Below are 20,867 nucleotides of genomic sequence, written 5' to 3' on the forward strand. Positions count from 1 at the left end.
CAAGACGCGGCGATCCCTTAACCCGCCTGCGTCTGCGTCCAGGCCAGCGCCACGTCGAGCATGCGATTGGCGAACGCCCACTCGTTGTCGTACCAGGCCAGCACCTTGACCAGCTCGCCCTGCACGCGGGTGTGATTGAGGTCGGCGACGCACGAGACCGGATAGCCGTTGAAATCGCTCGAGACCAGCGGCAGGTCATTGCACTCCATCACGCCGAGCGGGAACTGGCGGGCACCCTCGCGCAGCGCCGTGTTGACGACCTCGGCGCTGGCCGGCGGATGCTCGGCGACGAAGGTCAGGTCGACGACCGAGACATTCGGCGTCGGCACGCGGATCGACAGCCCGTCGAGCCGCCCGGCCAGTTCCGGCAGCACCAGGCCGATCGCCTTGGCCGCGCCGGTCGTGCTGGGGATCATCGACAGGGCGGCGGCCCGTGCGCGGAAGAGGTCCTTGTGGGGCTTGTCCAGCAGGTTCTGGTCGTTGGTGTAGGAATGCACCGTGTTCACCAGCCCCTGGCGGATGCCGATAGTCTGGTGCAGAACCTTGGCCAGCGGTGCCAGGCAGTTGGTGGTGCAGGAGGCATTCGAGACGACCCGCTGCGAGCCGAGCAGGCCGTGGTTCACGCCATAGACGACGGTCAGGTCCGCGCCGTCGAGCGGATGCGAGGCGAGCACGCGCTGGGCACCGGCGGCCAGGTGCTGGTCGATATCCTTGCGCTTCTTGAAGCGACCGGTGCATTCGAACACCAGGTCGATGCCGAGCGATTGCCAAGGCAGCTGGGTCGGGTCCTTTTCGGCGAGCAGGCGGATCGACTGGCCACGGATCTGCATCACGTCCTCGCGCAGGTCGACCTGGCCGGCGAAGCGACCGAACGTCGAGTCGAACCGCGTCAGATGCGCCAGGGTCGGGTTATCGCTGAGGTCGTTGATCGCCTCGACGTGGATGCGGTTTTCCAGCCCGCGCTCGAACAGCGCGCGTAGCACCATGCGGCCAATGCGGCCATAACCATTCAGGGCGATGCGCAGCATGACGGTCTCCTCGGGAGTGAACCTGCTCTGGGTTTAGGTCCGGCGAAACGGCCGCCGTTGCGCCCCATTGATCGGCAACCGACGACCGGCCACCGAACCCGCCACAAGGCCGGTCGGTCACATGCGCACAAGGCCGCACCGACGATCGATTCCGACCCGGACAGGAGACCTGCGATGAGCGACTCCCTGAGCCCGCCCTGGTGGAAAGGCGCCAGCATCTACCAGATCTATCCGCGCTCGTTCGCCGACAGCAACGGCGACGGCATCGGCGACCTCGGCGGGGTGCTGCATCAGCTCGATTACCTGGAGCAGCTGGGGGTCGAGGCCCTCTGGCTGTCGCCGATCTTCCGCTCGCCGATGGCCGATGCCGGCTACGACATCAGCGATTACCGGGACATCGATCCGCTGTTCGGCTCGCTGGCGGACATCGACCGGCTCATCGAGGAATCCCACGCCCGCGGCATGCGCCTGCTGCTCGATTTCGTGCCCAACCACACGTCCGACCAGCACCCGTGGTTCATCGAATCGAGCAGCTCGCGCGACAACCCCAAGCGTGACTGGTACATCTGGAGCGACCGACCGAACAATTGGCGCGCCGCCCTCAACGCCGGCAGCGCCTGGACGCTCGACGAACGCACCGGCCAGTACTACCTGCACCTGTTCCTGCCGCAGCAGCCGGACCTGAACTGGCGCAACCCCGAGGTGGTGGCCGCCATGCAGGACGTGCTGCGCTTCTGGCTGGACCGCGGAGTCGACGGCTTTCGCATCGACGTCGCGCATTGCACCGGCAAGGACGACACCTTCGCCGACGAGCCACGCTGCATCACCCAGCCGCTTTCGGACTTCAACGACCAGCCCTACAGCCACGAGGTGCTGCGCGGCCTGCGGCGCGTAGTCGACCAGTACCCCGGCGAGCGCGTGCTGATCGGCGAGGTGAACATCCGCTCGACCCGCCAGGTGCTGCAGTACTACGGTCGCGGCGACGAGCTGCACATGTCGTTCAACTTCCTGCCGCTGGACATCGGCTGGGAGGCCGAGGGCTTTCGCCGCTGCATCGAAGAGATCGAAACGCTCTACGCGCCGGCCGATGCCTGGCCCACCTGGGTGCTGTCCAACCACGACAACCGCCGCCACCGCACCCGCTATCACGGCTCGCTCGCCAACGCGCGTGCCGCCGCCATGCTGCTGATGACGCTGCGCGGCACGCCCTTCATCTACCAGGGCGAAGAGCTGGGCCTGGAAGACGCGCACATCACGCCAGAGACACGCGTCGACCCCGGCGGCCGCGACGGTTGCCGGGCGCCGATCCCCTGGCTCGCCACGCCACCGCACGGGTGGGACGGCGCTGCCACCTGGCTCCCCTTCCCGCCCGATGCCGACACCCTGGCCGCCGAGCGGCAACGGCACGATCCGCTGTCGACCTTCTCGCTGTACCGCCACCTGGTCGCCGCGCGGCGCGCCAGCCCGGCCCTGCGACTGGGCGACTGGCACGAGCTGCCGGCCCCGCCTTCGGTGCTCGCATACCGGCGCCAGCATGTCGATGACCAGCGCGCGGTCTGCATCAACTTCGCCGACACCGCCCAGGTGTGCCCGCTCGACGGGCAGTGGCTGATCGAGCTGGCCAGCGACGGCCACGGCGAGGCCACCCCCTACGACGGCCGGCTCGCGCCGCGCCAGGCCCTCCTCCTCCGCCCGAAGGACGTCTGACATGCGCCCACTGTGGTACCGCAACGCGGTGATCTATCAAATCGATCCAACGCTGTTTCGCGACAACAACGGCGACGGCTGCGGCGACCTGCCAGGCATCACCGAGCGGCTGGATTACATTCGCGGGCTCGGCTGCACGGCGATCTGGCTGATGCCCTTCTACCGCTCGCCGTTCAAGGATGCCGGCTACGACATCGCCGATCACCTGGCAGTCGACCCGCGCTTCGGCGACCTGACCGACATGGTCGCCCTGCTGGAAAAGGCCGAGGAGCTGGGCATCCACGTCATCGCCGAACTGGTCGTCCAGCACACCTCGACCGAGCACCCGTGGTTCCAGGAGGCGCGCCGCGACCGGAACTCGCCTTACCGCGACTTCTACCTCTGGGCCGACGAACCGGACGACAGCATCGAGCCGATCTTCCCGACCATCGAGGACAGCGTCTGGACCTGGGACGACGAGGCGGGCCAGTACTACCGGCACCTGTTCTACCACCACGAGCCGGACCTGAACCTGGAGAACCCCAGGGTCATCGAGCACATCGAACGGATCATGGCCTTCTGGCTGCGGCTGGGCGTGTCCGGCTTTCGTATCGATGCGGCCTCGCACCTCATCGAGCAGGCCGGCGGTGGCGATCCCGAGAAAGGCTACTGGCTGCTCGAGCACATCCGTGACTTCGTCACCCTGCGGCGGCCCGAGGCGGTGGTGCTGGGTGAGATCGATGTCGAGCCGGAGCAGTATATGGACTACTTCGGCGAGGGCGACCGTGTCACCCTGCTGCTGGATTTCTGGATCAATAACTACTTCTTCCTCGCGCTCGCGCGCGGCCAGGGCGAGCCACTGCACAAGGCCCTGCTGCGCCAGCCGGAACCGCCGCGACGCGCGCAGTACGCCATCTGGATGCGCAACCACGACGAACTCGACCTCGAGCGGCTGAACGATGAGGAGCGCGAAGAAGTCATGCAGACCTTCGCCCCCGATCCCGACATGCGAGCCTACAACCGCGGCATCCGCCGGCGTCTGGCGCCGATGCTCGACGGCGACGAGCGCCGGCTGGCGATGGCCCACGCGGTGTTCTTCTCGCTGCCGGGCACGCCGATCCTGCGTTACGGCGAAGAGATCGGCATGGGCGACGACCTGTCCCGCGAGGAACGGCTGTCGGTCCGCACGCCGATGCAATGGTCCAACGAGCCGAGCGCCGGGTTTTCCTGCGCGCCGCCCGAGCGACTGGTGGTGCCGGTCATCGACACGCCGCCGTTCGACTACCCCAGCGTCAACGTCTATGCCCAGACCCTGCGCAACGACTCGCTGCTGGCCAAGACCGGCAACATGGTGCGCACCCGCATCGGCCTGCGGGAAATCGGCGAGGGCCAGTGCTGCCCGGTCGAAGTCGACCAGCCGGCGGTCTTCGCGGTACGCCACGACGCCGAATCGACCGTGCTGATGCTGGCCAACCTGTCCGATCAGGACGTGAAGGTCGCGGTCCGGGACAACGATCTGGAGGATTTCGTCGACCTGCTGGCCGACCGCGACTATGAACAGCCGACCGGCCACCCGCTCCGACTGCACCTTGGCCCCTACGGCTATCGGTGGCTGCGGCGCAAGCAGCAGCTGTTCGGCTGATGAAGATCGAACTTGGCGCCGATCAATGGCGCGGCTGGCATGACGCGGCGTTTCCGGCGTCGAGCTGGCGCTGCGTCGACGGCGCGTTCGAGGCGATCGCCGACGCGCCGCGCGTCGACCTGGTCTCGCGCGCGCCCTATCGCAACTTCCGCTTCGAGTTCGAATTCGCCCTGCCCGCAGCGGGCAACTCCGGCGTGCTGTACCGGGTCGACGAGACGGCCGCGCTCGCCTGGCACAGCGGCCCGGAGATGCAGCTGCTCGACGATGCCGGCCACCCCGACGGTCGCGAGCCGACCACCTGCAACGGCGCCCTCTACGCGCTCGCCGCGCCGGAGGTGGCGACGCCCGTGAAGCCGGGCGTGTTTGTCCACGGGGAGGTCCGTGTGCAGGGAACGCTCATCGAGCACTGGCTGGCGGGGCGCCTCGTCTTGCGGGCCGACCTGGCGGACCCTGCCCTGCTGGCGCGGATCGGTCGCAGCAAGTTCGCCGCGTTCGATGGGTTCGCGCGTCGCCAGGACGGCCACCTGGTGCTTCAGCACCACGGGGATGCGGTGCGCTTTCGCCGACTCTGCATCGAACCGACGGACTGACGGTCGCAGCCGGTGCGCAGCCTTTGTCTTGGCGGTGCCGATTGAGCGAGAATGCGCGGCTTTCCCGGCCCGGGCAGTGCTCGTTCGAGGTAGCGCTTCGTGGAACAGCTCAAAGAAAAGATTCGTCGCGAGGGCATCGTGCTCTCGGAAAAGGTGCTCAAGGTCGACGCCTTTCTCAACCATCAGATCGATCCGGCCCTGATGCAGCAGATCGGCGAGGAATTCGCCCGGCGCTTCCGCGACGACGGCATCACCAAGATCGTGACCATCGAAGCCTCCGGCATCGCGCCGGCCGTGATGGCGGGCCTGGAACTGGGCGTGCCGGTGATCTTCGCCCGCAAGCACCAGTCGCTGACGCTCACCGACCACCTGCTGACCGCCTCGGTGTATTCCTTCACCAAGCAGGTCGAGAGCACCATCGCCGTCTCGACGCATCACCTGTCGCCCAACGACCGGGTGCTGATCATCGATGACTTCCTGGCCAACGGCAAAGCTGCCAAGGGCCTGATCGCCATCATCCAGCAGGCCGGCGCCAGCATCGCCGGGCTCGGCATCGTCATCGAGAAATCCTTCCAAGTCGGCCGCCAGGAGTTGGAAGCCCAGGGCTATCGCGTCGAGTCGCTGGCCCGCGTCAAATCGCTCGAAGGCGGCACGGTCCAGTTCGTCGATTGAGGCGCCCGTTCAGATAGGGCCGTCGCCCGGGCGCCAGAGGTTGACCAGCGCGCCCTGGGTACCGGCGACCGGATCGCTGACCGGTGACGGCACCTGTGCGATCCGCGCGGCCGCCGCGTCGTGCGTCGCCGCTTCGGGCCGGATCAGGTCATAGTCCGCTTCCACCGGATACCCGCCCACCACTTCGAAGTCATCGCTGGCCGACAGCTGGCAGTGCCCCGTCCCGGCGGGCAGCACCAGCGCATCACCGGCGGCCACTTCGATCTCCTGCCCGCGCTCACCGCCCAGCTTGAGCCGCGCACGCCCACGCGACACGCCCAGCACCTCGTGGCAGACCGAGTGATAGTGGTGATAGTCAAAGACCTGCGCCCGCCAGCGGGCCGGCCAGAGGTGGCTGTCGAACAGGCGCTCGAACGCCGAGGCGAGATCGGCGTCGGCCAGGGGCACGTCCCGGTAGATCAGCACCGGGTGCGGACTGTTCGGCGTCTGGCCGTCGCTGTGCAGCTGCAGTTGTTCGAGTTTGAGGGCTGAACTGGGCATGAGGTCCTCGCAGTAGCGCGGGGCGCAGCGCCCCGCCATGGCTCACTGCTGTTTTCGACCGGTCAGGATCCCGTTTGCTCCGCGCAGAAACGACGAAGCCGCCCGAGGGCGGCTTCGTGGCGTTGCGCTGAGGCTCAGAGGCCGGACATCTGCTTGATGGCCGCCATCAGCTCGTCATCGCTGCAATCGTTGCAGGTGCCTTTCGGCGGCATGGCATTGATACCGGTGATCGCATGCTTGAGCAGACCGTCGATACCGCCAGCGGCATCGGCACGGGCTTGCCAGGCGGCGGTGTCGCCGATCTTCGGCGCGCCGAGTACACCGGAGCCGTGGCAGGCGTTGCAATGCTTGGCGATCACGTCGTCGGCACTGCGCGCACCACCACCCGCCGCTGCGGCAACCGCGCCGACACCGGCACATTCTTCGCCCATCACGCACACTTCGCCGACCGGCTCGAGGCGCTTGGCGATGGCATCTTCATTGGTCGCGGCCTGGGCGGCAACGGCCCACAGGGCCAACACGGCAGCCTGTGCTGCCAGGATCTTCTTAATCAGGTTCACCTTACACCCTCATCGTGGCTGAACACGCCCGCGGCCACGGAAAACGCGAGCGGCGGGCAGTATAGCGGCTGCATCGGACAGCCGAAACATTCAGGATGTCGCACGGCACGCCGCCCGGTCCGGTTCAGAAGTTCGCCGGCGTGGTCGCGCTGATCAGGCGCGCCGGCCGCTCGAACGGGTTGCGAAACCGGTGCGGCTTGCTGCTCTCGAAGTAATAGCTGTCGCCCGTCTCGAGCACGTAGGTCTGACCATTGACCGTCAGCTCCAGCCGCCCTTCGATGAGCATGCCCGCCTCCTCGCCCTCGTGCACGAGCATGTCGGTGCCGGTATCGGCGCCCGGCGGGTAGGTTTCGGCGAGAAAGGCGATGGCCCGGTCCGGGTGGGCCTTGCCGATCAGCCGCATGCTCACCGCCCCGTCGGAAATGTCGATCAGCTCGTCTGCCTTGTAGACGACCTGGGTGTCGCTGTCCTGCTCGACATCGATGGAGAAGAATTCCACCAGCGACATGGGGATGCCACCGAGCACCTTCTTCAGCGAGCTGATGGAAGGGCTGACGCTGTTCTTCTCGATCATCGAAATGGTGCTGTTGGTGACGCCCGCCCGCTTGGCGAGTTCACGCTGGGACAGCCCCTTGAGTTTGCGGATGTTCTGCAGCCGGGCACCGACGTCCAATCGCGGCTCCTCCTGGGGGAGTCAGGGACAAGTGGGCCGTATCATGGAACAGAGTGTTCAGGATTTACAACAAGCCGTGACCCGCGCCGCTCACGGCAGCGCGGCGATCACGGTCATCTCGACCAGCACCTCGGGCGCGTACAGGCGCGCTTCGACGGTAGCCCGCGCCGGCGTCGCACCGGCCGGCACCCAGGCGTCCCAGGCTTCGTTCATCCCGACGTAATCGGCCTGGATGTCCTTGAGGTAGACGGTCACCGACAGGATGTGCCGCTTGTCGGTGCCTGCCTCGGCGAGGGCCGCGTCGACGTTGGCGAGGGTCTGCCTGGTCTGCTCGGCGATGTCGCCGCCGTAGTCATCGGCCAGCTGGCCCGCCAGATAGACGGTGCCGTTGTGGATGACGATGTCGCTGTAGCGCGCTTCAGTGCGCAGGCGCTGGATGGGCATGCTTGTGTCGCTCCGCAGTCTTGCCGTAACGGCTGATATCGAGCCCCTCGGGGCTGATCTGCGGGCGCTTGCGGGCCATCAGATCGGCCAGCAGCCTGCCCGAGCCGCACGCCATCGTCCAGCCGAGCGTGCCGTGGCCGGTGTTGAGGTAGAGGTTCTTCAGCCGTGTGCCACCGACGATCGGCGTACCGTCCGGCGTCGCCGGACGCAGGCCCGTCCAGAAGGTGGCCTCGGATACCTGTCCGCCGCGCGGGTACAGATCGCCCAGCACCATCTCCAGTGTCTGGCGGCGGCGCGGATCGAGGTTCAGGTCATACCCGGCGATCTCCGCCATGCCGCCGATGCGGATGCGCTGGTCGAAGCGCGTGATGGCGACCTTGTAGGTCTCGTCGAGCACGGTCGACATCGGCGCCATGTCGGGGTCGACGATCGGGACCGTCAGCGAATACCCCTTCAGCGGATACACCGGCGCGCGGATGCCCAGCGGCTTGAGCATCGGCGGGCTGTAGCTGCCCAGCGCCAGCACGTAGCGATCGGCCGTCTCGAGCTGGCCGTCGATCCACACCCCGGCGAGGCGGTCGCCGTCGGCTTCGAGCCGCTGGATATCGCACCCGAAGCGGAATTGCACGCCCAGGTCTGCCGCCATCTCGGCCAGGCGCGTGGTGAACATCTGGCAGTCGCCGGTCTGATCGTTGGGCAGTCGCAATGCCCCGCTGAGCTTGTGCGCGACGCCAGCCAGCGCCGGTTCGGTGCGGGCGATGCCCTGGCGGTCGAGCAGCTCATACGGCACGCCGGAGCGCTCGAGCACGGCGATGTCCTTGGCGGCGTTGTCGAGCTGGGCCTGGGTGCGGAACAGCTGGGTGGTGCCGAGCTGGCGCGCCTCGTAGGCGATGCCGGTCTCGGCGCGCAACTCGTCGAGGCAGTCACGGCTGTATTCGGACAGCCGCACCATGCGCTCCTTGTTGACCGCATAGCGGGCGGCCGTGCAGTTGCGCAGCATCTGCGCCATCCACAGGTACTGCTCGACGTCGCCAGTCAGGCGGATCGCGAGCGGCGCATGGCGTTGCAGCAGCCACTTGATGGCCTTGAGCGGCACGCCCGGCGCCGCCCACGGCGAGGCGTAGCCCGGCGAGACCTGGCCGGCATTGGCGAAGCTGGTCTCCTGCGCCGGCGCCGGCTGGCGGTCGACGACCACCACCTCGAACCCCGCCCGCGCCAGGTAATAGGCACTGGCAGTCCCGACAACACCGCTACCGAGCACCAGAACACGCATCGCTGCCTCCTCGCCACACAGGGCGCCGAATCTTGATCGATGCCGGCAGTATAGGAAGCAAAACGCAGTGTTTCTGACTATATAAATGCTGAGTTTCAGGGCAATTTATTAGGCAAAACTCAATGGACGGAGGTAATTCATCATGCGTACGCGCCACCAGACCCGTCGCGAGCTGGACAAGATCGACCGCCAGATCCTGCGCCTGCTTCAGGCCGAAGGGCGGCTGCCGTTCACCGAACTGGGCGAGCGGGTCGGCCTGTCGACCACGCCGTGCACCGAGCGCGTCCGGCGGCTGGAGCGCGAGGGCATCATCATGGGCTACTCCGCGCGCCTGAACCCGCACCACCTCAAGGGCGGCCTGCTGGTGTTCGTGGAAATCAGCCTGGCGTACAAGTCCGGCGACATCTTCGAGGAGTTCCGCCGCGCCGTCCTGAAGTTGCCGCACGTGCTCGAATGCCACCTGGTCTCCGGGGATTTCGACTACCTGATCAAGGCGCGCATCTCGGAAATGGCGTCCTACCGCAAGCTGCTCGGCGACATCCTGCTGAAGCTGCCGCACGTGCGCGAATCGAAGAGCTACATCGTCATGGAAGAGGTGAAGGAGTCGCTCGAACTGCCCGTGCCGGATTGACGGACCTTTGCCCGAACGCCGCTCATCGACCTATCCTGCCCCGGACAAGAAGACAGACAAGGGACCCCCATGAACGCCGTGCAGCCCCTGCCCCACGCCGCCCATGCGCCTTCCTACTACGCCGCGTCGGCCAATCGCGACCTGCGCTTTCCCACCCTGGAAGGCGCCTGCCGTGCCGATGTGTGCGTCATCGGCGGCGGTTTCACCGGGCTCAACACGGCCATCGAACTGGCCGAACGAGGGTTCTCCGTCGCGCTGCTCGAAGCCCATCGCATCGGCTGGGGCGCCAGCGGCCGCAACGGTGGCCAGCTCATCCGCGGCGTCGGGCATGACGTCGAGCAGTTTCTCGACATCCTCGGCGAAGACGGCGTCGCCGATCTCAAGCGCATGGGCTTCGAGGCGGTGCAGATCGTGCGTGAGCGCATCGAGCGGTTCGGCATCGACTGCGACCTCACCTGGGGCTATTGCGACCTGGCGAACAAGCCCCGCGACCTCGAGGCGTTCGAAGCCGAGTATGCCGAGCTCAAGCGGCTCGGCTATCCGCACGACATCAGGCGGGTGTCGCGGCGCAACCTGGGGGAGATCATCGGCTCGGACCGCTACCTCGGCGGCCTGGTGGACATGGGGTCCGGCCATCTCCACCCGCTGAACCTGGCGCTTGGCGAGGCCGCCGCGGCGCAGCAGCTGGGCGTGCGGCTGTTCGAGTCTTCGTCGGTCGAGCGCATCGTCACCGGCTCGAAGGTGACCGTGCAGACCGCCCAGGGCGCGGTCGAGGCCGATCAGCTGGTGATCGCCTGCAACGCCTACATCGGTCGGCTGCAGCCGCACCTGGCCGGCAAGGTGCTACCGGCCGGCAGCTACATCATCGCCACCGAACGCCTGCCCGACGGCCTCGCCCATGAGCTGCTGCCCAGCAACATGGCGGTCTGCGACCAGCGGGTCGCACTGGATTATTTCCGTCTCTCGGCCGACCGCCGGCTGCTGTTCGGGGGGGCCTGCCACTACTCCGGTCGCGATCCGAAGGACATCACTGCCTACATGCAGCCGAAGATGCTCAGGGTATTTCCGCAGCTGGTCGGCATCGCGGTCGATTACCAGTGGGGCGGGATGATCGGCATCGGCGCCAACCGCCTGCCTCAGATCGGCCGTCTGCCGGACCAGCCCAACGTCTACTTCGCGCAGGCCTATGCCGGCCACGGGCTGAACGCCACCCATCTCGCCGGGCGTCTGCTCGCCGAAGCGATCAGCGGGCAGGCCGAGGGGCGCTTCGACCTGTTCGCCAGGGTCCCGCACCGGACCTTCCCCGGCGGCGCCCGGCTGCGATCGCCGCTGCTAGCGCTCGGCATGCTCTGGCATCGGCTGCGCGAGCGTTTCTGACGGTACAGGCCAGTGGCGCTGTGCCGTTGCGGCTGAATTTTCCGGCGCAGCGAAGCGTCCAATCGACAGGGACCCAAGGCACAAGGAGGCCACTTGCCTACCCGTCTGCTGCTTCTGGCGCTGCTCTGGCTGACGGGCTGCGCAAGCCATCCGGTGCCGCAACCCTCGCATGTGCTGCCGGCCTCGGACTCGCCGCTGACCCGCCGCATCGACGCACTGGCCGCCGATCACCCTTATGGCCAGTCCGGGTTCCGCCTGCTGTCTTCCAGCGCCGATGCCTTCCAGGCTCGCGCCGAGATGATCCGCGCCGCCACCGTCAGCCTCGACCTGCAGTACTACATCGTCGAAGACGGCCTGAGCACGCGCCTGCTGTTCGACGAGCTGATGGATGCCGCCGACCGCGGCGTGCGCGTCCGCCTGCTCATCGACGACACCACCACCGGCGACAACGCGCTGCGTATCGCCGACCTCGCCGCGCACCCGAACCTGGAGGTCCGCGTCTTCAATCCGCTGCACATCGGGCGCGCCACCGGCGTCACGCGCCTGCTGGGGCGCTTCCTGAACCTCGCCCAGCAGCACCAGCGGATGCACAACAAGCTGTTCCTGGCCGACGGCACGCTCGCGATCGTCGGCGGGCGCAATCTCGGCGACTCCTACTTCAACGCCGACCGCGGGCTGAACTTCACCGACATCGACCTCCTGGTCGCCGGGCCGGCCGCACGCGATCTGGGGCACAGCTTCGACCTGTACTGGAATCACCGCCTGAGCATTCCGCTGGCACATTTCCAGTGGTTCGAGCCGGGCCGTGCCGAGCTCGCCGATGCCCGTGCGCGGCTGTCCGGCGAACGCACCGATCGTCGCGACGATGACCCGCGCTACCGCCGGCTCACCCGCTATCGCCGTGCGCCGGCGCTGGACGACTGGCTTGGCAACCTGCACTGGGCCCGCGGCCATGCGTACTGGGACCACCCCGACAAGCTGCTCGCCGAAGGCGTGCCCAAGGCCCACCTGCTGCTGACCACCCAGCTCGCGCCGGCGCTGGAGGGGGTGGAAGAGGAGCTGACGCTGGTTTCGGCGTACTTCGTGCCGACCGAGCCGGGCATGGGCTATTTCACCGAGAAAGCGCAGGCGGGGGTCGAGCTGAAAATCCTCACCAACTCGCTCGAGGCCACCGACGTGCCGGTGGTGCATGGCGGCTACGCGCCGTATCGCATCCCGCTGCTGGAGCTGGGCGCCGAGCTGTACGAGCTGCGCCGCCAACCCGAGGAAGACGTCGCCTTCAGCGTCACCGGCAGCTCCGAGTCGGCGCTGCACAGCAAGGCGGCGATCTTCGACCGCGAGCGGGTCTTCCTTGGCTCGCTGAACTTCGATCCACGCTCGATCCTGTGGAACAGCGAGGTCGGCGTGCTGGTCGACAGCCCCTGGCTGGCGGACAAGGTCCACGAACTCACCGAGCAGGGCATGCATCCGGCGGTGAGCTACCAGGTCAAGCTCAGTGGCCCGTCCGATAACCGCCGGCTGGTCTGGGTCGCCGAAGATGGCGGCAAGCTGCGCGTGCTGACCGAGGAACCCGGCAGCCGGTGGCGCAAGTTCAACGCCTGGCTGGCACGCTTCATCGGCCTCGAACGGATGCTCTGACGGCATTCGCGCCGAAATGGACGGCATATCATCCACCCCGGAGGAATCATTCTTTGGTGTGATACCAGTCTGCCATCGGCTGGTTAGGCTACCGGTGCACCGCGTACGCGGGCGGCTTCGAAAAAAATAAGAAAGGAGCACGACCATGCGCCGTAAAACATGGCTAGGGATGATCGTTTTTTTCGCCAGCTGGTTCGCCGTCACGCTCGATGCGGCCGGATCGACGACCAGCTTCACCCCGCTCGAAGGCATGCAGATCCATGCCTGTCGCGCCGCCAGCAGCCTGCTGATATACCGCGGCGAGGGCTTCCAGAAGGCCCACCTGGCGCGCATGGAGAGCGACCTCTCCGCGCTCAGCGCCGCCTTGCTCCAGGCCAAGGGCGCCGACCCCGAGCTGCTGGCCAATCACCAGACGCTGATCGCCACCCTGCGCCAGGGCGCCGGCTTCGGCCGCAACGAAGAGGACATGCCCTGGGGCTGGCCACTGGAACTGAGCAAGGCGCTGCGCGACTTCCTCACCAGCGTGCGGGCCCAGCAGGGCGCCAACGCCGAGGCCGAACTGCCGGCCAAGGTCGAATACCTCGCCGTGCAATACCTCAGCCGCGCCTACATCGGCTCCTTCGAGACCGCGCGCGAACAGCCCGATACCTACCTCGGGCAGGACGAAAGAATGCTGGTGCCGGCGATCGACGAGCAGCTCGAGCGCCTCGATCCGCAGCGCAACCCGGCGATCGCCAAGTTGAAGACCCGCTGGGAGTTCCTGCGGGTCGCGCTGGTCGACATGAACAGCGGCAACAACAGTTTCAACAGCGCCTCGGGCCGCCCGTTCGCGCCGATCATGGTCGACCGGCACACGCGCAGCCTCAGCGACCAATGGATGGCGCTGACGCCCTGAAGCTCAGGCCCGCGCCGTCTCGCGGCGGCGCACCGGCCCGACGCGCGCCTCGATCGCTTCGCGCACCGGCTGGCGGCAGCCGAGCATGAAGCCAAGTTCCGCGACGACGAACAGCGGGCCGACCAACAGCCCCATCAGGTCGTCGACGAACGCCGGCTTGCGGCCTTCGTAGTAGTGGCCGATGAACTGGATGATCCAGCCCACGACGAACAGCCCCAGCCCGGCGCTCGCCCAGGGCAGGATGGCGCCGCTGGCAAGCGCCTGGCCGATGGCGACGGAGACGGCCAGCACGACCGCCATGACCAGCCCGTAGCGCAGGTCCAGGCGCAGATAGAACACGCCGGCAGCGAGCGCGACGAGCAGCGCCAGGCTCACGCGCAACCCGCCCAGCTCGAGGCCGGGGCGTGACAACAGAATGGCCACGGCCAGCACGATCAACGGAATGCCGACGAAATGGGTCAACAGGTTACGCGGGTCACGGTGGTACGCGGCGTATTGGCCGAGATGATCGATGAGGCTCTTCATGGCGACGCTCCAGGTGCACGGCAAGTGCCAGCGATTATGCGGGCGTGCGGCGCGGCAGGCTGTCAGCTGGCCGACAAAGGCACGCCAGCCGGCGCCCGGACGCCAGGGGTGAGCCATGAAGCATGATGCGCTGCGCAAGGCGCTCGGCGCCGGGCTCTGGTTCAGTCAGCTGGCGCCGGATCTGCAAGCGGTGCTGCTCGAGATCGGCGAGCTGCGTGGTCTGGCGGCCGGCGAGGTGCTGTTCCGCCGCGGCGACAAACCCTGCGGCTTGTACGCCGTGCTCAAGGGCGCCGTGCGCATCGGTGCGGTCAATCGCCAGGGCCGGGAGGCGATGCTGCTGCGCATCGAACCGCCGTTCTGGTTCGGCGAGATCGCCGTGTTCGACGGCCAGCCGCGCACGCATGACGCCACCGCCGATGTCGCGACGCAGTTGCTGCACCTGCCGCATGCCGCGCTGCTCGCCAGGATCGACGCGCAACCGCGGCTATGGCATGCGCTGGGCTTGCTGATGAGCCAGAAGCTGCGCATGACCTTCGGAGCGCTGGAAGAAATCAGCCTGCTGCCGTCATCGGCCCGGCTGGCCCGGCGCCTGGCGATCATTGCCGCGGGCTATGGCGAGACCGAAGGCGTGCGCCATCGCATTCGCCTGTCGCAGGAGCAGCTCGCGCAGATGCTCGGCCTGTCTCGCCAGACCACCAACCAGCTGCTCAAGGAGCTCGAAGCGCAAGGCACCATCCGCCTGGCCTACGGGCAGATCGACATCCTCGACCTCGACACCCTGCGCCGGCTCGGCCGCGGCTGAGGCGGATCAGGCCTCAGGCCGATAGCCGAGCCGTAGCCCGCCCCACTGCCGCCCCTTGATGCGGATGGGCACCGACAGGTCGTGCATCAGTTCGCCGGTGTCGCGGCTGTAGGTCTGCAGCAGCACCGGCCGATCGTGGCTGCCGCACCGCGCACCGGTGCGGTCGTTGAACAGCCGCTTGCTGCGGCTCTTGACCCGATCGACCTGCGGGTTGCCGGTCGGCGGCGCCGCGAAAGCGCGGTTGTGGGTCGGCACGTAGCCTTCCGGCGTGGTCGCGATGGCATAGACCAGGCCATCGTGACGCTGCAGCAAGGGCTCCTGGATCGCCGGCAGCACCTCGTCGGCGTAACGATCGAAGCGGGTGCTGTAGCGCACCGGATCGGTCCCTGGCTGCGGCCGGTAGCTGCGGTCGAAGAGATCGTCGAACGACACCCGGCCCGCATCGATATCCGCCTCGAAACGCGCCGCGATGGCCGCCGCGCCCTCCCGGGCGAGGTCATAGACGCGCTGGTGATAGTCGTCGAGCCGCACCTCGGCGAGCAGTTCGCTGACCCGCTCGGCCTGCTCGACCAACCGCTCCGCCGCTACACCGACCTGCCGGGTCTGGGCTTCGCTTTCATCGACATCGGTACGCAACTGGCCAATGGCGGTGAACAGCGACCCCAGCCGCTCGTGGGTGCTGACCGTGCCGGCGGTGATCTGCGCGACGCGCTGCTCGACGTCGGCCGCACGCCCGGCGATGGTGCTGAGCGTGTCGCCGGTCCCGGCGATGCGTGCCGCGGCTTCATCGAGCTCGCTGACCTGGTGCTGGATGTGCTCGACCACCGCCTGGCTCTGTTCACGGATATCCGTGACCATCCGCCCTACCTCTTCGGTCGCGCTCGCGGTGCGCGCGGCCAGGCTGCGCACCTCGTCGGCGACCACCGCGAAGCCGCGCCCGGCCTCGCCGGCGCGTGCCGCCTCGATCGCCGCGTTGAGCGCGAGCAGGTTGGTCTGGCTGGCGATCGACTGGATGACGTCGGTGATGCGGCGGATTTCCTCGGTGCGGGCCGCCAATCCGTCGATCAGCTCGCGGCTGGCATGGGTCTTCGCACTCAGTTGTTGCATGTGCTCGATGGCCTGCTGGAGGTCGCGCCGGCCCTCTTCGCTGCCGCTGCGCGCCTGCCTGGCCGCCTCCAGCGCCGCCTCGGCCTGGGACGCGCTGTCCTGCTCGGTACTGGTGATGGCCTCGGCACCCTGGGCGATTTCGCTCACCGCCGCCAGTTGCGAACCCAGCCGAGCACCCAGCCGCTCCACGCCAAAGCCCACCTGGGCGGCCGCCAGCGCGTTATGACAGGTATGACGAGACAGCGCGCCGCTCAGCGCATCGAAGTCAGTGCCGCCATCGACCACGCCGGAGGCCTGCGCCTCGCGCGGGCGCCACGGACCGAGCCACGGCCAGAGCGCAAAGAGTAAAAGCGACAGGGCGCCGAGCCAGAACGGCAATTGCAGGGTCGAGTAGAACAGCAGCAGGCAGACCAGCCCGAGCGCATGCAGGGCGCAGGCAATCGGATGGCGAAGGACGACTGGGCGCATGATGGGCCTCGTTATTGTTGTTCGCACCTCTTGTATCAACGCCGGCATCTGGCAACAAGCCACTATTTGGTCGTAGCGAACCAGGCCTCCGGAATGACCGACTTATCGGCCAGTCCGCCGCCAAATTGAGCGAAACCTCGGGTCGTCCGGTCGCCTAGAGGGCCGTTGGCCCGCTCACCGGCCTCGCGAGTCCGGCGTCGTCAGCGGCACGGCCAGCTGCACGCGGCGCCGCAGCCAGGGACTCGGGCGATAGCGCGCCTCGCCGCCATAACAGGCCTGCATGCCCTGGAGGATGTCGAGGACGTTCAGCGGTCCGTAGTGCTCGGCGAACGCCAGCGGCCCACGCGGATAGCCGAGCGCGAGCTCGATGGCGCGGTCCAGGCTGTCAGGCGTGGCGATGCCCTTCTGCAGGATCTCGCAGCCCAGGTTGACGATGCTTGCCACCACGCGCTGGCTGACGAAGCCGGGCGAGTCGTTGATGACCTCGACCGGCACCCCGTCGGCGGCGAACGCCCGGTGTGCCTGTGCTTCCAGCGCGGGATCGAGCGCCGGCTGGCGCATCAGCACGCGGCGCTTGTCGAAGTCGCTTAAGAGGTCGTAGGCCAGCGTGCGGTCGGCCGGCAGGCCCATTCGCTCGATGGCGGCGCTGGCGTCCTCGCCCAGCGGCGTGATGATGCAGATGGCGGCATCGGACGGCTCGTCGCCTTCCTCCAGCCGCGCGCCGCAGCCGTCGAACACCGCCTGCAGCCGCGCGCGCAGCTCCGGGTCGATGTTGCCCAGCCAGAACGGCCGCTCGACGATCACCTCCGGGACCGGCGCGTCCGGCGTACGAAGCTGCTGGCCATCCTGGTAGCGGTAGTAGCCCTGCCCGGTCTTGCGCCCCAGCAGCCCGGCGGCGACCCGCTGCGCGGCGAGGTAGGACGGCGTGTAGCGCGGATCGTTGTAGAACTGATCGTGCACCGACTCCATGACCGCATGGGAGATGTCCAGACCGGTCAGATCGAACAGCTCGAACGGCCCCATCTTGAAGCCAGGACCGTCGCGCAGGATGCGATCGACCTGCTCGGGCGTGGCGATGCCTTCGCTGACGATGCGCTGGGCTTCGGTGCCAAAGGCGCGACCGGCGTGATTGACCAGGAAACCGGGCGTATCGGGCGTGATCGCCGCAAAGTGCCCGGCCTGCTCGGCCAGCGCCACCAGGCGGTCGATCACCCACGACTCGGTGCGCTCGCCGCGCACCACCTCGACCAGCTTCATCAGCGTGACCGGGTTGAAGAAGTGGAACCCCGCGACGCGCTCGGGCCGCTGGCAGGCGCTGGCGATGCGCGTCACTGACAGCGACGAGGTGTTGGTCGCCAGCACGGCATCGGCGGCCACCAGCCCTTCGAGCTCGACGAACAACGCCTGCTTGATCTCGAGTTTCTCGACGATCGCCTCGATCACCAGCTCGCACCCGGACAGTTCGGCAAGGTGCTGCGCCGGCTGCATGCGGGCCATCGTCTGTTCCAAGGCCTCGGGCGTCAGGCGGCCCTTGGCGACGCTGCGTTCGAGCAGGCCACGGTTGAAGGCCAGCGCCTCCTCGATGGCCTCGGGACGGGTGTCATGGAGCCAGACTTGCTGGCCGGCAGTCGCGAACAGCTGGGCGATGCCGCGCCCCATGGCGCCGGCTCCGATGATGCCGATACGGGAAAACATAAACGGGCCTCCTGGGTGTTCTTGTCGGTATTCAGGCTAGTCGGCCAGGGCGCGCCGCGGGCGGTCTCCGGTCAGACAGTTGATGTCGCCTTGCATTTCGCTTAGCGGAACGACATTCCGTAATTTGACCCGCAGCCTAAAGACTGACAGTCTCCCATGCAAGCCGCCGCCATCCGCGAAACCATGCCTGCTCTCGTCACGCACCCGCGCGTTTCCCCGCCCCGCAGAAGGCGCTGCCCGCCTTCGTTCGGATCGAGCCGATGACGGCCCTGCTGCCGCTGGCGCTGTTGCTCGAACTGCTGGCGCTGATCACCCACCTTGAATTCCTGAGCGTTGCCAGCGGCCTGCTGCTGGTGCTGTTCTTCGTGCGCCACTGGGTCTCGCTGATGCTCTATCCGCGCCGCCTGGGCTGGGTGACGCTGGCCGCGCTCGGCATCTGGATCGCCAATGGCGACGCCGGCTGGAGCGAGGCGCGGCGGGTGCTGTCGTCGGCCGCCTACTACGGCGCGTTCATCGCGGCGCTGGGCCTGATGCATTGCCTGGTCAAGCGCCTGGAACGGATCGGCGAACTGCACCGCCTGTTGCTCGCCGGGCCGCGCCCGCTGCTCTACCCCGGTTACGTGCTGAGCAGCTTCGCGATCAGCTCGATCCTAAGCTTCGGCATGCTCAACCTCATATGCGGATCGCTGGGCAACCATCTCGGCAGCCGCCCCTTCGATGACGAGCAGCGCCGCGAAGGCCAGCGGGGCGTGATGGTGGCGGCGCTTCGCGGGTTCGCGCTGGTACCGCTGCTGGCGCCGACGAGCGTGACGGTGGCGATCCTCACGCGGGAGTTCCCGAGCCTCGGCTGGACGGCGCTGCTGCCGTTCGGCGCACTCTCGGCGGTCGTCCTGCTGCTGATCGGCTGGCCGCAGGAAACTCGCCGTCTCGCCCGGTTGCGCAGCGACGCGCCGTCCGGGCCATCCCGTCCCACCGCATTGCTGGGCCTGCTCGGCGGCAGTCTCGTCGGAATCGCCCTGATCGCGGCGATGGCCTACTTCACCTGGCTGTCGGCGACCCAGGCCGCGATGGTGCTGGTGCCGCTGGTGGCGATCGCCTTTCTCGCGCGCCGGGAGCGACCCGCCGGCGTCTACGGCGAGGTGACCGATACGCTGGTCGGCATGCGCAACGAGGTGTTCATCTTCGCCGCGTCGGGCCTGCTCGGCGGCGTGGTCGCCGACCTCATACCGGTCGCGCTGCTGGCCGAACACTTCAGCGCCACGCCGCTGGCCGTGTTCCTGCTCGGCGCCTTCGGCATGCTGTCGATCATCGGCCTCGCGCTGCTGGGCGTCGCGCCGATCATCACCCTCAACCTCTGCGCGGCGACGCTCGCGCAGCTGGCCACCCATGGCGTGCCGGTGATGCAGCCGGCGGTAGCGCTGCTCGGTGGCTTTTCGCTGGCCATGCTGCTCTCGCCGTACGGGCCGTCCGCGCTCCTGCTGGCGCGGCATGCGCAGCTCTCGCCCTGGCGGATCGCCTACCACTGGAACGGTCGTTTCGTGCTCGTCGCGCTTCCCCTGTTGTTGGCGATCACCTTGCTGGCCTGATCGCTTGCGCAGGGGAGCGAGGCCTCCGCTCGGCACGGATCAGCGAACAGTGGAAAATCACCGATCAGTTTTACTGTGCGAAACATGATGCCATTAATAGCGTTGTACGCTAGGCTTTACCGGGCCGGCATGAAACACCGATGCCCTTCACTGCCAGCCGATAGCCAATCTGCTATCGTTCGCACCCCGCCGACCGACCAGCCCAAAAGATCGACATGAGCGAACACCTCGAAGACAGCAGCAACCCCAAAGACCGCAAGTTCGTCGAGGCGCTGGCGCGCGGGCTGGATGTGCTGCGGGCGTTCACCCACGGCTCGGTCGTGATGGGCAACCAGGACATCGCCCGCATCACCGGCCTGCCCAAGCCGACCGTGTCGCGCATGACCTACACGCTGACCAAGCTCGGCTACCTCAGCTACTCGCAGCAGCTCGAGAAGTACCAGCTCGACTCCGGCGTCCTCGCGCTCGGCTATGCCTATGTCTCGAACCTGCGCGTGCGCCAGCTGGCCAAGCCCTATATGGACGAGTTCGCCCGGCGCACCAACACCACCGTCGGGCTGACCTGCCGCGATCGGCTGTCGATGATCTACGTGGAAAACTGCCGCCCCGCCGAACTCACCAGCCTGCGCATGGACGCCGGCGTCCGCCTGCCGCTGGCGACCACCGCGGCCGGCCGTGCCTACCTGGCGGCGACGCCCGAAAAGGAACGCGAACACCTGATGGCGCTGCTCGCCGACAAGTACGAGGACGGCTGGCCGGCGATGAAGACCTCGCTGGAAGGCTCCTTCGCGGAATTCGAGCGCACCGGCTTCTGCCTGTCGCTCGGCGACTGGGACCGCAATGTCATGGCGGCCGGCGTGCCGCTGCACCTGGCCGACGGCAGCATCATGGCGCTGACCTGCGGCGCGCCGTCGTTCCAGCTCAACGCCGAAACGCTCAAGGGCTCGCTGGCGCACCAGCTGGAAATGCTCGCTCGCGACATCGAAAGCCTCGGGGTCTGAGGCTCGAAGCCGGCCTTTCGCAGCGCCTACCTGT

At 67.6% G+C, this 20,867-nt stretch carries 20 protein-coding genes; 11 read left to right on the forward strand and 9 right to left on the reverse strand.

Annotated elements, in window-relative coordinates; all coding sequences use genetic code 11:
- Positions 1-17: 17 nt before the first annotated feature.
- Positions 18-1,028: a type I glyceraldehyde-3-phosphate dehydrogenase gene (gene gap, locus D7325_RS04685; protein WP_120994371.1), complete on the reverse strand. Its 1,011-nt coding sequence runs from the start codon at positions 1,026-1,028 to the stop codon at positions 18-20.
- 174 nt (positions 1,029-1,202) lie between these two features.
- Between gap and D7325_RS04690 the strand changes: the two genes are divergently transcribed.
- From D7325_RS04690 to xpt, 4 genes are all read left to right on the forward strand, one after another.
- On the forward strand, positions 1,203-2,735 hold the full coding sequence (locus D7325_RS04690; RefSeq protein WP_120994372.1) for an alpha-amylase family glycosyl hydrolase: 1,533 nt from the start codon (positions 1,203-1,205) through the stop codon (positions 2,733-2,735).
- 1 nt (position 2,736) lies between these two features.
- The gene (locus tag D7325_RS04695) at positions 2,737-4,356 is read left to right on the forward strand and encodes an alpha-amylase family protein (protein ID WP_120994373.1); all 1,620 of its coding nucleotides are present in this window, start codon (positions 2,737-2,739) and stop codon (positions 4,354-4,356) included.
- A complete protein-coding gene (locus D7325_RS04700) occupies positions 4,356-4,946 on the forward strand; it encodes a 3-keto-disaccharide hydrolase (protein ID WP_245962010.1) in 591 nt (196 codons plus the stop codon). The genes D7325_RS04695 and D7325_RS04700 overlap by 1 nt, the downstream gene beginning before the upstream one ends.
- A 99-nt stretch (positions 4,947-5,045) precedes the next feature.
- Complete coding sequence (gene xpt, locus D7325_RS04705) at positions 5,046-5,618, forward strand: xanthine phosphoribosyltransferase (RefSeq protein WP_120994374.1); 573 nt, start codon at positions 5,046-5,048, stop codon at positions 5,616-5,618.
- Positions 5,619-5,627: 9 nt separating this feature from the next.
- Here the strand turns inward: xpt and D7325_RS04710 are convergent, their stop codons facing one another.
- From D7325_RS04710 to dadA, 5 genes are all read right to left on the reverse strand, one after another.
- Positions 5,628-6,158 (reverse strand): cupin domain-containing protein, encoded by a 531-nt coding sequence (locus D7325_RS04710; RefSeq protein WP_120994640.1) that lies wholly within the window; start codon positions 6,156-6,158, stop codon positions 5,628-5,630.
- Positions 6,159-6,292: 134 nt separating this feature from the next.
- Positions 6,293-6,718, reverse strand: coding sequence for a c-type cytochrome (locus D7325_RS04715; RefSeq protein ID WP_120994375.1), 426 nt, complete (start codon positions 6,716-6,718; stop codon positions 6,293-6,295).
- A 124-nt stretch (positions 6,719-6,842) separates the two neighbouring features.
- Positions 6,843-7,391, reverse strand: a complete 549-nt coding sequence (locus tag D7325_RS04720) for a cupin domain-containing protein (protein WP_120994376.1) — start codon at positions 7,389-7,391, stop codon at positions 6,843-6,845.
- 90 nt (positions 7,392-7,481) lie between these two features.
- Entirely contained in the window at positions 7,482-7,835 is a 354-nt protein-coding gene (locus D7325_RS04725) for a RidA family protein (RefSeq protein WP_120994377.1), read from the reverse strand.
- The gene (dadA, locus tag D7325_RS04730) at positions 7,810-9,108 is read right to left on the reverse strand and encodes a D-amino acid dehydrogenase (protein WP_120994378.1); all 1,299 of its coding nucleotides are present in this window, start codon (positions 9,106-9,108) and stop codon (positions 7,810-7,812) included. The genes D7325_RS04725 and dadA overlap by 26 nt, the downstream gene beginning before the upstream one ends.
- A 142-nt stretch (positions 9,109-9,250) precedes the next feature.
- Between dadA and D7325_RS04735 the strand changes: the two genes are divergently transcribed.
- The 4 genes from D7325_RS04735 (at position 9,251) to D7325_RS04750 (ending at position 13,649) form a co-directional block, all read left to right on the forward strand.
- Positions 9,251-9,739: an Lrp/AsnC ligand binding domain-containing protein gene (locus D7325_RS04735; protein WP_120994379.1), complete on the forward strand. Its 489-nt coding sequence runs from the start codon at positions 9,251-9,253 to the stop codon at positions 9,737-9,739.
- 69 nt (positions 9,740-9,808) lie between these two features.
- Complete coding sequence (locus D7325_RS04740; RefSeq protein WP_120994380.1) at positions 9,809-11,116, forward strand: NAD(P)/FAD-dependent oxidoreductase; 1,308 nt, start codon at positions 9,809-9,811, stop codon at positions 11,114-11,116.
- Between the two features lie 93 nt (positions 11,117-11,209).
- On the forward strand, positions 11,210-12,754 hold the full coding sequence (locus D7325_RS04745) for a phospholipase D family protein (protein ID WP_120994381.1): 1,545 nt from the start codon (positions 11,210-11,212) through the stop codon (positions 12,752-12,754).
- A 145-nt stretch (positions 12,755-12,899) separates the two neighbouring features.
- The gene (locus D7325_RS04750; protein ID WP_120994382.1) at positions 12,900-13,649 is read left to right on the forward strand and encodes a hypothetical protein; all 750 of its coding nucleotides are present in this window, start codon (positions 12,900-12,902) and stop codon (positions 13,647-13,649) included.
- Positions 13,650-13,652: 3 nt separating this feature from the next.
- Here the strand turns inward: D7325_RS04750 and D7325_RS04755 are convergent, their stop codons facing one another.
- On the reverse strand, positions 13,653-14,174 hold the full coding sequence (locus tag D7325_RS04755) for an Mpo1 family 2-hydroxy fatty acid dioxygenase (protein WP_120994383.1): 522 nt from the start codon (positions 14,172-14,174) through the stop codon (positions 13,653-13,655).
- Positions 14,175-14,289: 115 nt separating this feature from the next.
- Between D7325_RS04755 and D7325_RS04760 the strand changes: the two genes are divergently transcribed.
- A complete protein-coding gene (locus tag D7325_RS04760) occupies positions 14,290-14,976 on the forward strand; it encodes a Crp/Fnr family transcriptional regulator (protein WP_120994384.1) in 687 nt (228 codons plus the stop codon).
- A gap of 6 nt (positions 14,977-14,982) precedes the next feature.
- On the opposite strand, the gene D7325_RS04765 is transcribed toward D7325_RS04760, so the two are convergent.
- Positions 14,983-16,551, reverse strand: coding sequence for a methyl-accepting chemotaxis protein (locus D7325_RS04765; protein ID WP_120994385.1), 1,569 nt, complete (start codon positions 16,549-16,551; stop codon positions 14,983-14,985).
- Positions 16,552-16,725: 174 nt separating this feature from the next.
- Complete coding sequence (locus tag D7325_RS04770; RefSeq protein ID WP_120994386.1) at positions 16,726-18,246, reverse strand: 3-hydroxyacyl-CoA dehydrogenase; 1,521 nt, start codon at positions 18,244-18,246, stop codon at positions 16,726-16,728.
- Positions 18,247-18,506: 260 nt separating this feature from the next.
- Here D7325_RS04770 and D7325_RS04775 point away from each other — a divergent pair, with 260 nt between their 5' ends.
- Entirely contained in the window at positions 18,507-19,832 is a 1,326-nt protein-coding gene (locus tag D7325_RS04775; RefSeq protein ID WP_120994387.1) for a hypothetical protein, read from the forward strand.
- Between the two features lie 215 nt (positions 19,833-20,047).
- The gene (locus D7325_RS04780) at positions 20,048-20,833 is read left to right on the forward strand and encodes an IclR family transcriptional regulator (protein WP_120994388.1); all 786 of its coding nucleotides are present in this window, start codon (positions 20,048-20,050) and stop codon (positions 20,831-20,833) included.
- Positions 20,834-20,867 lie beyond the last annotated feature (34 nt).

It is taken from the genome of Stutzerimonas urumqiensis (genome assembly GCF_003640395.1).
GTDB lineage: Bacteria > Pseudomonadota > Gammaproteobacteria > Pseudomonadales > Pseudomonadaceae > Stutzerimonas > Stutzerimonas urumqiensis.